Annotated in this window: 10 protein-coding genes; 6 read left to right on the top strand and 4 right to left on the bottom strand. The window is 63.7% G+C overall.

From position 1 onward, the window contains the following. Positions 1–9: 9 nt before the first annotated feature. Positions 10–645 (bottom strand): SAM-dependent methyltransferase, encoded by a 636-nt coding sequence (locus tag HD842_RS07540; protein ID WP_183552775.1) that lies wholly within the window; start codon positions 643–645, stop codon positions 10–12. 70 nt (positions 646–715) lie between these two features. Further along, a complete protein-coding gene (locus tag HD842_RS07545; RefSeq protein WP_183552778.1) occupies positions 716–1,666 on the bottom strand; it encodes a 2-hydroxyacid dehydrogenase in 951 nt (316 codons plus the stop codon). A 114-nt stretch (positions 1,667–1,780) separates the two neighbouring features. On the opposite strand from HD842_RS07545, the gene HD842_RS07550 reads away from it, so the two are divergent. The 3 genes from HD842_RS07550 to HD842_RS07560 all read left to right on the top strand — a co-directional run bounded on the left by HD842_RS07550 (position 1,781) and on the right by HD842_RS07560 (position 6,647). Further along, positions 1,781–2,926 carry a DUF1624 domain-containing protein gene (locus HD842_RS07550; protein ID WP_441898950.1) on the top strand — a complete coding sequence of 382 codons (1,146 nt, stop codon included), beginning with the start codon at positions 1,781–1,783 and terminating at the stop codon, positions 2,924–2,926. Positions 2,927–3,072: 146 nt separating this feature from the next. Further along, positions 3,073–4,167, top strand: coding sequence for an alpha/beta fold hydrolase (locus tag HD842_RS07555; protein WP_183552782.1), 1,095 nt, complete (start codon positions 3,073–3,075; stop codon positions 4,165–4,167). 266 nt (positions 4,168–4,433) lie between these two features. Next, a complete protein-coding gene (locus HD842_RS07560; protein WP_183552784.1) occupies positions 4,434–6,647 on the top strand; it encodes a TonB-dependent siderophore receptor in 2,214 nt (737 codons plus the stop codon). Positions 6,648–6,660: 13 nt separating this feature from the next. Here HD842_RS07560 and HD842_RS07565 read toward each other — a convergent pair whose 3' ends face one another. After that, positions 6,661–7,194 (bottom strand): hypothetical protein, encoded by a 534-nt coding sequence (locus tag HD842_RS07565; RefSeq protein ID WP_183552786.1) that lies wholly within the window; start codon positions 7,192–7,194, stop codon positions 6,661–6,663. Between the two features lie 119 nt (positions 7,195–7,313). Here HD842_RS07565 and HD842_RS07570 point away from each other — a divergent pair, with 119 nt between their 5' ends. Continuing rightward, the gene (locus HD842_RS07570; protein WP_183552787.1) at positions 7,314–8,381 is read left to right on the top strand and encodes an SDR family oxidoreductase; all 1,068 of its coding nucleotides are present in this window, start codon (positions 7,314–7,316) and stop codon (positions 8,379–8,381) included. A gap of 52 nt (positions 8,382–8,433) precedes the next feature. Here HD842_RS07570 and HD842_RS07575 read toward each other — a convergent pair whose 3' ends face one another. Beyond that, positions 8,434–10,038: a methyl-accepting chemotaxis protein gene (locus tag HD842_RS07575; RefSeq protein ID WP_308638234.1), complete on the bottom strand. Its 1,605-nt coding sequence runs from the start codon at positions 10,036–10,038 to the stop codon at positions 8,434–8,436. A 342-nt stretch (positions 10,039–10,380) separates the two neighbouring features. Here HD842_RS07575 and HD842_RS07580 point away from each other — a divergent pair, with 342 nt between their 5' ends. Further along, a complete protein-coding gene (locus HD842_RS07580; RefSeq protein ID WP_183552791.1) occupies positions 10,381–12,702 on the top strand; it encodes a putative bifunctional diguanylate cyclase/phosphodiesterase in 2,322 nt (773 codons plus the stop codon). Positions 12,703–12,904: 202 nt separating this feature from the next. After that, positions 12,905–14,038 carry a PQQ-dependent sugar dehydrogenase gene (locus HD842_RS07585; protein ID WP_183552793.1) on the top strand — a complete coding sequence of 378 codons (1,134 nt, stop codon included), beginning with the start codon at positions 12,905–12,907 and terminating at the stop codon, positions 14,036–14,038. The last annotated feature ends 18 nt before the right edge of the window (positions 14,039–14,056 follow it).

Raw genomic sequence — 14,056 nt, forward strand, 5'->3', positions numbered from 1 at the left:
GGAAGCCGCTCAGCGCGGATAGGTGAACCCGGTGGCGATATCCATCGGCACCAGGCGTTTGCCATCGCGTACCATCAGGCGGTCGGGCGGCTCGTCGCCGGCCAGTGCGCCCGGCGTGTTCAACAGGCCTTCGCCCTGGCGCACGAGCGGGTCGCTGCGTTCGTAGACGTTGCGGCACCCGGTGGCTTTCAATAGCGCTTGCACGACCGGCACCTTCCACATGTCGACACCGGCAGCGTTGAACTGGCAAATCAGGTAGCCGTCGGCGCCACCATACTGGTGCACCTGCAGGCCTGGCAAGCCATCCTTTTCACCATCGATCAAGCCAATCAGCGCCTGCGGATCGGCAGTGCGCAGCGTGGCGGCGCGCTTGTCGATGGCGGCCTGCACGCGGCGCTTGATCATCGCATGATCGACCGGCTCGTCCTCGCGCAACGACCACATGCGCCCGACGATCTGCGACTTGGCGTTGTAGGCGGCGCGGCCGATGAACTGACGCGTCGACGTTTGCACGATGGCGGTGATGCCCGGCTTGTTGCGTTCGTGGCCCTTGCCGTCGACTTTTTCGACGGCCGACAGGTAAATCCACGGGTCGCCGGCGAGCAGGGCTTTTTCCTTGCCCTGCTTGATGGTGATGATGAGCATGTGTGACTTTCGTTTGCAGGACGGGGATGATACAGCAATCGCGCCCCCTCACTGCCCTTGAATAGCGACCTCAGTCCACCGGCGTTGGCAGCGGCTCGCCGTTGAAGTGTGCGACCAAATTGGCCACCGCCAGTGCGCCCATTGCGCGCCGCGCTTCGACCGTGAAGCTGCCCACATGCGGCGTCAGCACAACATTGTCCAGCGCCAGCAGCGCCTGCGGCACCTGCGGTTCGTGTTCGAACACGTCCAGGCCCGCGGCGCCCAGCCGGCCGTCCTGCAGCGCTGCTAACAGCGCCGCTTCGTCGACCACAGTGCCGCGCGCGATGTTGATCAGGGTGCCTTCAGGGCCCAGCGCCTCGATGATGGCGCGGTCGATCATGCCCTGCGTATCGGCGCCGCCCGGCATGCACAGCACGAGCATGTCGCTCTCCTGTGCCAGCGCGAGAAGCGATGCGCTGCGCTGCGCCGGCGCCGGACCGGGGCTGCGCTGGTAGTAGCGGATCTGCAGGCCGAAGCCCTGCAGGCGCGCGGCGACGGCCTGGCCGATGCGCCCGAAGCCGACGATGCCGGCGACCTTGCCCTTCAAAGCGCGCGCCTGCACGTGCCCCAGCGGCGCCTTGGCCAGCCAGTCGCCGGCGCGCACATAGCGATCGAGCACCGGCAGGCGGCGCACTGTCGACAACAGCAGCAACACGGCAAAATCGGCCACGTCGTCGGTCAGCACGTCGGGCGTGTTGGTCACGTGGATGCCCTTTTCGGCCAGCAGCGACAGCGGCACGGCATCGACGCCCACGCCGTGCACCGTGACGATTTCAAGCCGCGGCAGCTGCGCCACCAGCGCGGGCGTGACGCCGACCGTGCCGGTGGTGAGCACGCCGCGGATGCTGCCGGCAATCGCGTCGAACGCGGCGTCGCCCGCCTGCGGGATCGCCTTCATGAAGTGACAGTCGAAGGCTTGCGCCACCTGTTCGCGCACGTCGTCCGACCAGACGCTGCCCAATACGAGAATGCTCGGTTTCATCGTTCAACACCCTGCCGTTTCGTCATGGAAGATGGCCCGAGTATGCCAGAGGCGCGGCTGGCCGGGCGCGACGCAGGGTAGAATGCCGGGCTTTGCCACTGCATGAACGCCGCCGTGCACAGCCTCCCAGTCACCCCGCCAAGCCCACGTATCGCGTCGATCGACGTCGTGCGCGGCCTCGTCATGCTGATCATGACGCTCGACCACGTCCGCGAAACCTTCTACCTGCAGCACCAGGTCACCGACCCGATGGATGTCGCGAGCACCGACCCGGCCCTGTTCTTTTCGCGCCTGGCCGCGCACTTCTGCGCGCCGATGTTCGTGTTTTTGACCGGCCTGTCGGCCTGGTTGTACGCCAATCCCGCGAGCGGCCCGAGGAGCGCCACGGGTTTTCTGGCGAAACGCGGCGCCTTCTTAATCCTGCTCGAAGTCGTCGTGATCAACTTCGCCTGGACCGGCACCTTCACGCCGCAGACCGTGTATCTGCAGGTGATGTGGGCGATCGGCCTGTCGATGCTGGCGCTGGCCCTGCTGCACCGCCTGCCCCTGCTGCTGCTGGCGGCCATTGGCGCGGCGATCGTAGCCGGCCACAATGCATTGGCCGGCGTGGCGTTCGCGCCGCATACGTGGGCCGCCAGCGCCTGGACGATCCTGGAGCAACGCGGCAACCTGATGGACGACCCGGTGCGGGTGCGCATCAGCTATCCGCTGCTGGCATGGATCGGCGTGATCCTGCTCGGCTACGCCTGCGGCCCGCTGTATGCGCGCGGCATACCCGCTGTGCAGCGCCGGCGCTGGCTGACGCTGGCCGGCGTGGCCAGCCTGCTGCTGCTTGCGCTGCTGCGCACCTGGAACGTGTATGGCGAGCCGCTGCCGTGGATGCCGCAAGAGACACTGCTTCGCAGCGCGATGTCGTGGCTGAATTTCACGAAGTACCCGCCATCGCTGGACTTCCTGCTGCTCACGCTCGGCGTGGGCCTGCTGGTGCTGGCCTGGATCGAGCGCATCGACGCCGGCTGGGTACGGGTCGCGGCCGTGTTCGGCGGCGCGCCGTTGTTCTTCTATATCGCGCACCTGTATCTGCTGCTGGTGGCGCAGCGGGTTGCCGCGTTCGTGCTGGACCTGCCGCGCGTCGATGTCGGGCATGTCTGGCAGGTCTGGCTCGGCTCGGTCCTACTGGCGCTGCTGCTCTACTGGCCAACGAAACGTTTCGGCCGCTACAAGCGCGAGAGCGGCAAGGCCTGGGTCAAGTACCTGTAGCCACCGGCTGCAATGTCAGTATGGCCATTGCCAGAGCAGCCCGGGTGGTAGCGAGCGCAAACCCGATGGCGATTCCTGCACGCCCCGATTGGCGCAGATCGCCGAAGCAGGTACAGTTTGAGGGTCGCCACTTCGATGGGATTGCCATGTACGCCAGCAACTGGACTACCCTGGGGCCGCAGCAGGTACAAGCCCTCAGAAATATGGACCGCAGCCGCCAGGAACGCGGCCGGCAACTCGAGCAGGCCGGTCACGGTCCGCAGGAAACGCCGTTCACGGTCATCCTGGCCGAGACGGGCCTGCAACTGCGCCGCTACGAGCCCGCCGCCGCTGGCGGGCCGGCGGTGCTGCTGGTGCCGGCGCCGATCAAGCGCGCCTACATCTGGGACCTGGCGCCCGCCATCAGCGTCGTGCAGCGCTGGCAGGAGCGTGGCTACCGCGTCTATCTGGCCGAATGGCTGCCGATGCCCGATGGCGACCCGGCCATCGGCCTGGCTGACTATGGCGATCGCATGCTGTCGAGCTGCCAGCGCGCCATCGAGGCCGATAGCGGCGAAGCCAGCCTGACGGTAGTGGGCCACTCGCTCGGCGGCATCCTCGCCGCGATCTACAGCGCCATGCATCCCGAGCACGTGACGGCCACCGTGCTGCTCGAATCGCCACTGCGCTTCGGGCACGGCGCCTCGTGCTTTGCGCCGCTGGTCAAGGCCACGCCAGATGCGCAGCAGATTGCCGACACCTTCCGTCACGTGCCGGGCGCCTTCCTCAATCTGATGAGCGCAATGGCCGAGCCGCAGGCCTTCGGCTGGGAGCGCGCGACCGACCGCTGGCTGTCACTGTTCGACCCAAAAGCGCTGGCCACGCACATGCAGGTCGAACGCTGGAGCCACGACGAATTTCCCCTGCCCGGCAAGCTGTTCGTCGACATCGTCGAGTCGCTGTACCGCAACGATGACTTCATGGGCGGCCGGCTCGTCATCAATGGCCGCACCATCGGCCCGGCCGATCTGCGCGCGCCCTTGATCAGCGTCGTCGATTTTCGCAGCAAGGTGATTCCGCCGGCCGCCATGGTGCCATTCCACGAGGCGACCTCGAGCGCGCGCAAGCAGGTGCTGCAATACCATGGCGACATCGGCGTGAATCTGCAGCACGTCGGCGTGCTCGCCGGGCGCAATGCCCATGCGACGCTGTGGCCCACCATCTTCGACTGGCTCGGCGCGCCAGCAGCGTCAGGCGCCTGATCCGCGGGCCGCGGCGCGCTCTGCGCCGCGGCCGCTTCCTGTCCACCTCCACGCATATCGCTGGCACCTGTTCCAGTGCCGCCATCGGTCATCCCTCGAGCTGCCGCCCACCTGGCCTGCCTATCCGTTGTTCAATAACAAGTTGACACCCTTAGATGAGAATGGTTATCATTCCGGTCGATCAGTCATGTGGCCATGGCTGGCGCAGATCATCCGGATCCCGGGTAGTCGCCTTACGTACCAATCACGAACAACAGGAAACAACGATGGATAAGCTGGTTCGCCCTGTCGGGCATCTTCACTTGACGACACTGACGGTCTGCGTGGGCCTTGCCCTGCCGCTACTGGCCCAGGCCCAGTCCACCGACGCGGGCACCACGTCGATGCCGCAAGTGCAGGTGCAGGCCCAGAAGCTGGGCGACGCCGTCGGCTCGTACACCATCGGCCGCACCCGCACCGCCACGCCACTGGACATGTCGCTGCGCGACACGCCGCAATCGGTGTCCGTCATCACCCAGCAGCGCATCGAAGACCAGGGCCTGCTCACCATCACCGACGTCGCCAATAACGTCACCGGCGTCTCGGTCAACCAGTACGAAACCCACCGCGCCAGTTTCACCGCGCGGGGTTTCGAAGTGACCAATCTGCAGATCGACAATATCCCGACCACCTGGGATGCTGCCTGGAGCGCGGGCGAAGTGCTGGGCAGCCTGGCCCTGTACGACCGCGTCGAAGTCGTGCGCGGCGCGACCGGCCTGATGACCGGCGCTGGCACCCCGTCGGCCGCGCTGAACCTGGTGCGCAAGCGCGCCTTCAGCAAAAAGCTCGATGGCACGATCGAGGCCACCGTCGGCCGCTGGGACAAGCGCCGCATCATGGCCGATGTCTCGACGCCCCTGAACGCGTCGGGCAGCATCCGTGGCCGCGCCGTGGCCGAGTACAGCGCCGGCGACAGCTGGGTGCAGTATCTGGAAAACAAGGATCGCACCATCTACGCCACCGTCGAAGCCGACATCGGCCGCGACGGCACCTTCTCGACCGGCTTCTCGCGCCAGAAAATGAGCCCACGCGGCTCGATGTGGGGCGGGCTGCCGTACCGCTACAGCGATGGCTCGATCATCGACTGGGACCGCTCAAAAACCACCGGCACCCCGTGGACCGGCTATGAAAACCAGTACGACAATTTCTTCGCCGACTATGAACACCGCTACGCCAACGGCTGGAACCTGCGCCTGACCTACACCGATGCCACCCGCGACGGCGACTCGCACCTGCTGTACCTGTCGGGCGTGCCGGATCGCGTGACGGGTGCCGGCCTGGGGGCCTTTGCCGGCTCTTACGTCATCCAGACGAAGCAGAAAGACCTCGGCGTGCACGCCAGCGGCCCCTTCTCGGCCTTCGGACGCCAGCACGAAGCCGCGTTCGGCTACCTGCATGCCAAGACCGACTTCCACTCGAACAACCGCCTGGCCAGCTTCGCGGGTGAACCTGACGGTGCTGCACCAGTAGTCCGTGATTTCAACAACTGGAATCCGGCGTCCTATCCCGCCCCGGTCTGGGGCCAGCAGGCCCGCTACGAGACCAGCGAAACGAAGCAGCAAGGCCTCTACGGCATGGCGCGCTTCTCGGTCACCAACGATCTCAAGGCAATCATCGGCGCGCGCGTGACCAAATACGAAAAGCAAGGCGGCGGCCAATGGCAAGACCCGTACTCGCTCAAGTACGACAACGAAATCACGCCCTACGCCGGCCTCGTGTTCGACCTGAACGATACCTACTCGCTGTACGCCAGTCACACCAGCATCTTCGAGCCGCAGAACCTGAAGGACTTCGCGGGCAATATGCTCGACCCGATCGAAGGCAAGGCCAACGAAGCCGGCATCAAGGGTGAATTCTTCGACCGCCGCGTGAACGCCTCGCTGGCCGTCTTCCATCTGAAGCAGGACAATCTGGGCCAGGTCGCTGGCCGTCTCGACCGCGATGGCGACGCCGGGCCGCTGCTGCCGGAAGACTACTACCGCGCCGCCCAGGGTGCTACCAGCAAGGGGATCGAGCTGGACGTGTCGGGCGAAATCGTCTCGGGCCTGAACGCCAGCGTCGGCTACGCAATCTTCCGCGCCAAGGATGCGACCGGTGTCGACTTCAACTCGATCTACCCACGCAAGACGCTGCGCGCGTTTGCCAGCTATCGCCTGCCGGGCCAATGGAACAAGCTGACCGTCGGCGGTGGCGTGAACTGGGAAGGCAGCACCTACACGACCGACGGTACCGTCGCCCCGGGAATCGACGGCCGCATGGAGCAGGAGTCGTACGCACTGGTCAATCTGATGGCGCGCTACGAGTTCAACAAGCAGTTGTCGGCCCAGCTGAACGTCAACAATGCGACCGACAAGAAAACGTTCGCCATGTTCGCCGCCTACAACCAGTTCACTTACGGCGCACCGCGCAACACGTCGCTGACGCTGCGTTACCGCTTCTGATGGGATGACGCGGTCAGCGCGTCGCCACGGCCCCTGCCGCATCGCGCCAGGGGCAATTTTGCGCGGCAGCGGACCCCTTCAGAAACGCGCGCCGCACCGAGCCCGCCGCGATGCAGGCCGAGACGTGCTTCGAATGGCGCTCTGCTCCGCTTAGCTTGCGCACCCAGCCGCGAAACGGGATCAGGCCTTCGGCCGTACGCTGGAGCACGCCCACCGCCTGGTCCTGGGCCAGCGATGACGCGCGGTGCACCAGCGAGAGATCGGTTGGCGACACCACCGCGTCGAGGTCTGCACCTAGTACCTCGTCAAGCGCGCGGATTTCCAGCGACAGCGCCACACAGTTCTGGCTGTCTGGAAGCTGGTAGGGATTCTTCAGAGCTGCCAGCAGCACGTCGGGAACATCCTCTCTTGTCACGTTCAGGTCGGCGAGCGGCGTGGTCGCTGCCGTCCCGATCCTGGTCGCGGTCGTCGATGCACAACCCGTTAGTACGACGAGCGCAGCAATACAGCCAAACCCGCAAAACAGGCACTCACGAATCGTCGTCATGATTGAATTATTTCTAGTTGGAAATGAATTCAACTGTAGCGAGTACGGCGCAGCCCGCCAGCACGCACATCAATCGTGCGCAGTAAAATGAACGACAATTGTCAAATCAGGAGTCACACATGAAACGAACCGCACTCGTTGTTGGTGTTACCGGTATTGGCGGCAACCACACCGCCCGTGAACTGCTGGCGCAAGGCTGGGATGTGATTGGCCTGTCGCGCCGCGCACCGCGCGACCTGCCGCAGGTGCGCCACATCGCCGCCGATCTGCTCGACCCTGCCGCGCTCGGCGCTGCACTGAAGGACGTCGCCCCGACTCACGTCTTCATCACGACCTGGATGCGCCAGGATACCGAAGCCGAGAATATCCGCGTCAACGCCGCACTGGTATGCAATCTGCTGGACGCGCTGTCGTCGCACAAGAGCGTGCGCCATGTCGCGCTGGTCACGGGCCTGAAGCATTACCTCGGGCCATTCGAAGCGTACGCCAGTTCGGGGACGCTGCCCGACACGCCGCTGCGCGAATCGCAGCCGCGCCTGGCGCTCGAGAATTTCTATTACGCGCAGGAAGACGAAGTCTATGCTGCTGCCGAGCGCGACCGCTTCACCTGGACCATCCACCGTCCGCACACCGTCATCGGCCTGGCGGTCGGCAATGCGATGAACCTGGGTACCACGCTGGCCGTGTATGCAACGATCTGCAAGGAAACGGGGCGCCCGTTCCAGTTCCCCGGTTCAGCCGCGCAGTGGAATGGCATGTCCGATGTGACCGATGCCCGCATGCTGGCCAAGCAACTGGTCTGGGCCGCCGACACCGATGCATCGCGCAACGAAGCTTTTAACATCGTCAATGGCGACGTGTTCCGCTGGAGCTGGTTGTGGCCAAAGCTGGCCGCGTTCTTCGGCGTCGAGGCGGCCGGTTTCAACGGCACCGTGCAGCCACTCGAAGCGGCGATGGCAAACGATGCGCCGCTGTGGCGCGACATCGCGGCGCGCCATGGCCTGGTGGAAACCGATCTGGATCGCCTGGCCTCGGCCTGGCATACCGACCTCGATCTGGGCCGGCCGCTGGAAGTCATGACCGACATGAGCAACAGCCGCCGCCTTGGCTTCACGGCCTACCAGGCCACCGATGCATCGTTCTTCGACTTGTTTGAACGCCTGCGCGCAGAACGTCTGATCCCGTAATCAACACGGCAGGTGCGACCGCTCATATCGCGATCGCACCGTAACGCCATGTTCAAGCAACCGCGGCAAGACGCAGCGGCGCAGCGCCAGGCGCGGTGCGCCCTTGCCGGCTCGTTTCCCCACTGCTGTTGGCAAGCCGGAATTGGCCCACCAGACTGGCAAGACCGGATGCCTGCGCCTGCAGTTCCTGCGATGCGGCGGACGCTTCTTCAACGAGCGCCGTATTCTGCTGGGTCATGCCATCCATTTCGCCGATCGCGTTGCTCACTTCGCCCAGGCCGACGCTTTGCTCGGCGCTGGCAGTTGAGATGTCGCCCATGATTTCGGTCACGCGCTGGACGCTCTCCATCAGGTTCTGCATGGTGCTGCCTGCGCGCTGGACCAGTTCAGAACCCGTGTCCACCTTGCCGACCGAGTCTTCGATCAGGACCTTGATTTCCCTGGCGGCGCTCGCCGAGCGCTGCGCCAGATTACGCACTTCACTGGCCACGACGGCAAACCCGCGCCCTTGTTCGCCTGCGCGGGCTGCTTCCACGGCTGCGTTGAGCGCCAGGATATTCGTCTGGAACGCGATGCCGTCAATCACCGAAATAATGTCGACGATGCGCTTGGATGATGCATTGATGGACGCCATCGTCTCGGTCACCTGAAGCATGACTGCACCACCTTCCTGCGAGACCGAGGACGCCGACTGCGCAAACGTATTTGCCTGCTGTGCATTGTTGGCGTTCTGCTGGACCGTCGTGGTCAGCTCTTCCATGGCAGACGCAATGCGTTCCAGTGACGACGCCTGTACCTCGGTGCGTGCGGCCAGATCGTAGCTGCCTTCGGCGATTTCTGACGAGGCACTGGCAATCGCATCGGTTCCATGGCGCACCTTGCCAACGATGGACGCGAGGCTGTCGCGCATGGTTTTCACCGAGAACAGCAGGCTCGTGCTGTCGCCCGCGCGCACCTCCACGTTCGTGGCAAGGTCGCCGGAAGCAATCAGGTTGGCGATCTGGGCCGTATAGGCAGGCTCGCCACCCAGCTGTTTGAGCAGCAGGCGCTTGATGGCGGTCGAGATGACGACACTCAGCACGAACGCGGCGATGGTCAGCCCGATGACCCAGTTGCGCGCGGCAGCTTCAGCATGTTCAGCCGAGGTGTCAGCGTCGGCCAGCTCCCGTTCAGCATTGGCGACGAGTACCGCAATGTCGTTGACGATCTGACGGCGCAGCGGGCTGCACTCTTCCACCAGGAATTTTCCAAACGCCTCCATCTGACCTGCCTCACGGAACTTGCGCGGTTTTTCCAGCGCACTGGCCATCGCCAGCAATCCTGCGCGCACCTTGTCGAACTGGGTATCGCCGGCAAATGCGGGCGACATGCCCTCAAGCGCGGCCAGATACACCTTCTTTTGCTGATCGACCAGATCGAGCTCGTTCCTGGCCTGCGCGTCGCTGGTGAAGACGTAGGCGTTGCGCGCTGCCAGCCCGGTCTGGGCCAACGCTTCACGCGCAATATACAGCGGCTTGAGGTGTTCTTTGTTAACGCGGTGAAGTTCCTTCGTTGCGCCGTGAATCGCCGTCAAGCCGAATAGAGAAAACGCGCCAAGTAACAGCATCAGCGCGGTGACCAAGCCAAACCCCAACGTGAGTTGGGTGCCGATTTTCATGTTCTTGAACGCATACATAATTTGCCTTAAAAGAGTTTCCGCTAGTCACCACAATACTGAGTTAGACAAGCGTCAATGTCAGTAAAAATCCTGTCTACAAAGGCGATGCGAGGCGCTTAACGTATTTACTGTTGCCGTGAAACAACATATTGAACGATGGACCGCGGTGCTCATACCAGGCGTCCACGAGCATTGAATTTCAATGCGAGCTCGCCCTCGAAGACCGCCGATTTTGAAACAACAAATTCCGCTGGATCAGACCGAAATTAGCTGAAAGTGATAAAATATTTCCCTTGCACAATAAAGATGATCAAAAAATAATATCTTTGATCTCTACTTTTCATGACCGATCTCGCCGATATCGCCCAATGGCGCGTCCGTATTTTTGCCTCCCTCATGTCGACCTTGCGGATACTGGCAATCATCGGCGTGGTGCCCAGTGCGGCGCTGGCTGTGTATCGAGGTGCGCTCGCCGTTGCACTGATGGATGCCGTCGCACTGGCCTGGATCCTCGTCATCTGCCGCATCAAAAAGCTCGACTACAAGTGGCGTGCCCTGAACTACCTGGTCATGCTGTTCAGCGCTGCGGTATGCACGATGATGACCGTCGGTCCCCTGGGGTTGTTGTACCTGCTGGCAGCGCCGGTCATGTCGGTCATATTATTGGGCGTGCGCGCCGGGCTGGTCATGGTGGCCCTTGGTGCGACATCCATGATGCTGCTTGGCCTCACAGGCTTAAGCCATTTCCCGATAGACAACGCCGATGCCAATTCGTTCGGCACCGTTGCGATCTTTACATTGAACTATGCCTGCGTCGGCGCGTTCATCACACTCACCTGCGGCAAGCTGTTAAAGGGATTGTCTGCATCGCTCGACGGCCAGCGTTTTGTGGCCGAAGCCCTGGTTGAACGGCAGGCTGCCTTGAGTGCCTCGAACGACGATTTGCGCCTGACCTCCGCAGCACTGGCCGGACTGAACGATATGGTGTTGATCGCCAAGGTTGCCCCCGAGGGAAGCCCGAAGCACCCGGTCATTTTTGCCAACGCAGCGTTCGAGCGCCGCAGCGGCTACCGTTCCGATGAAATCATCGGGCGCAGCATGCGCGTACTGCACGGTCGCGATTCGGAAGCGGCGGTCGTCGACAAGATCGCGCTGGCGATGGCCCGGCAAGAGCCGGTCTCGGGCGAACTCATCCACTACACCAAGTTCGGTGAGCCGTGCTGGATCGAAGTGGAGATGGTGCCATTTGCGAATCAGAGCCGCGAGGTCACTCACTGGGTTGCCGTAGGACGCGACATTACCGAGCGGCGCCGCTCGGCCGATGCCATCCACCAGCTGGCATTTTTCGACGTGCTGACCGGTTTGCCGAACCGGCGCCTGCTGATGGAACGGCTGGACCTGATGGTGGCGCGCACGCATGCGGGCGACAGCATGGGCGCGGTGCTCTACATTGACCTGGACAATTTCAAGCACGTCAATGACGCCCGCGGCCATGCGACCGGCGACGCCGTTCTGCGCCATATCGCCGCATGCCTGTCACGCGCCGTGCATCCAAAGGACACAGTGGCGCGCCTCGGCGGCGACGAATTCGTCGTGCTGGTCGAGCATCTCGACTGCGCGACCAAGAGCGCCACCCACGCCGCGCTGGCGCTTGCCGGCAGGGTGCGCGCGGCAATGACCGAAGGCGTTCACATCGACGGCCAGTTGTATCAACTCACCGGCAGTATCGGTATCGCCCTGCCAACCAGGCCAGGGCACACGGTGCCGGACCTGCTGCGCGAAGCGGACACGGCGATGTATCACGCCAAGGACAACGGGCGTAATGGCGTGGCGCTGTTCGAGCCTGGCATGCTGGCCGAAGCCGAGAACAAACTGATCCTGGAGCGCGACCTCGCCCATGCGATCGCCAACGATGAACTGGCATTGCATCTGCAACTGCAGGTAGACCACGATGGCACGCCCATCGGGGCCGAAGCCCTGCTGCGCTGGCGCCGGGCGGATGGCGTGCTGGTGCCGCCGGACGTGTTCATTCCGGTGGCCGAAGCATCCGGTCAGATCGTGGCGCTCGGCGCCTGGGTATTGCGCCAGGCCTGTCTGACCTGGCGCGAGCTCGACCGGGTGGGCCACGCACTGCCGCTGTCGATCAACATCAGCCCGCGCCAGTTCCGCGAACCGGATTTCGTGTCACAAGCCAAGGCGATCATCGGCGCCTCCGGTGTGCCGCCACAGCAACTGATCTTTGAAGTGACCGAGGGCCTGCTGGTCGATGACCTTGACCTGACGATTGCGCGCATGAACGAACTGGCGCAGTTCGGCATCCGCTTTTCGATCGATGATTTCGGCACCGGTTACTCGAACCTGGCTTATCTGCGGCGCATGCCGCTGTATGAACTCAAGATCGACAAGAGTTTCATGCGCGATATGCCGCATGACATCAATGGCACCGCCATTGTCCAGTCGATCCTGGCCATGGCGGGCCATCTCAAGCTGCGCGTCGTTGCCGAAGGCATCGAAACGGCTGAACAGGCGCACTTTTTGACCGAGCATGGCGGCCCCTGCATGCAGGGCTACCTGTTCTGCCGGCCAATGGCGCTGGCTAATCTGCTCGAACGCATGATGGCGTCCCGGCAGGCCCTCGCCGCGCTGGAAGCCGTCGCCAGCTGATGAAAAGTCGCTGACGGCCTCGCCCGTCAGCCGCCGCCCCACGCGGCCGCCACCAGCGCAGCGTCTGCAATGGGCGTTTTGCTCTACACTTCCTGTCGCCCCTTTGGACCAATAGCGCTGGCGCCTGCTTCGCGCGCGTGGGCGACGGGCGCGCACCGCCTCGACAACCTGGCATCAATCCGCGAATGGAGATCTGGACAACATGAATACAAGCATGCTCGGCCTTGCCACCACTTTCTCGCTCACCCTGCTCGCGTTCGCCGCCCCGGCGGCCGCAAACGCGCAGGCCAGCGCAACCGCGACCAGCAGCCTGCCTTTCGAGGTCAAGCCGGTCGGCACATTCAACAACCCATGGGCCATGGCATTTCTGCCTGACGGCAAAGTGCTGGTGACGCAGAAGGAAGGGACGCTGATCCTGTTCGATCCTGCAACCGGTACCAAGCGGACCGTGTCCGGCACACCCACCGTCAGCAGCAAGGGCCAGGGGGCGCTCATGGACATCGTGCCCGCTCCCGACTTCGCTGCCAGCAAAATGCTTTACTTCAGCTACTCGGAAGCGGCTAGCGGCGCCGACACTCGGGTGATGCTCGCCACGGCGACACTGGATCAGGCAGGCGGCGCCCTCAAGGATACCAAGGTCATTTTCCGCGGCCAGGATGCGTCGACCGGCGGGCACTATTCGGGTCGTATCGGCTTCTCACCGGATGGCAAGTACCTGTTCTTTACCAGCGGCGACCGCCAGCTGTTCGACCCGGCGCAAGACCCGAAGTCGACGCTCGGCAAGGTGCTGCGCCTGAATCTCGACGGCACGCCAGCATCTGGCAACCCGCTCGCGGCGAAGGGGTTCAACCCAGCCGTCTGGTCGTATGGCCACCGCAATCTGCTGGGCGTGGCCTTCGACAAGCAGGGGCGCCTGTGGGAAATGGAGATGGGCCCGCGCCATGGCGACGAGATCAACCTGATCAAGCCAGGCCTCAACTACGGCTGGCCGAAAGCATCGAATGGCAGCCACTATGACGGCCGCGATATCCCCGACCACAAGCCAGGCGACGGCTTCGAAGCCCCGAAAGTGTTCTGGGATCCGGCCATTTCGCCGGGCGGCCTCGCCTATTACGACGCGGACCTGTTCCCGAAGTGGAAAAATTCCCTCTTCATCACGGGCCTCTCAGGCAAGTCGCTGGACCGCATCGCGCTCGACGGCGAGAACGCGAAGAAGGTGGACCACTGGGACATGGGCGAACGCATCCGCGCCGTTCGCACCGGGCCGGACGGCGCAGTATGGCTGCTGGAGGACGGTCCGAGCGGCAAGCTCCTGATGCTGACACCGAACAAGTAGGCGCAGTCAGCGTTAAAT

Origin of the sequence: Massilia aurea (assembly GCF_014200505.1) — a bacterium.
Taxonomy (GTDB): domain Bacteria; phylum Pseudomonadota; class Gammaproteobacteria; order Burkholderiales; family Burkholderiaceae_D; genus Telluria; species Telluria aurea_B.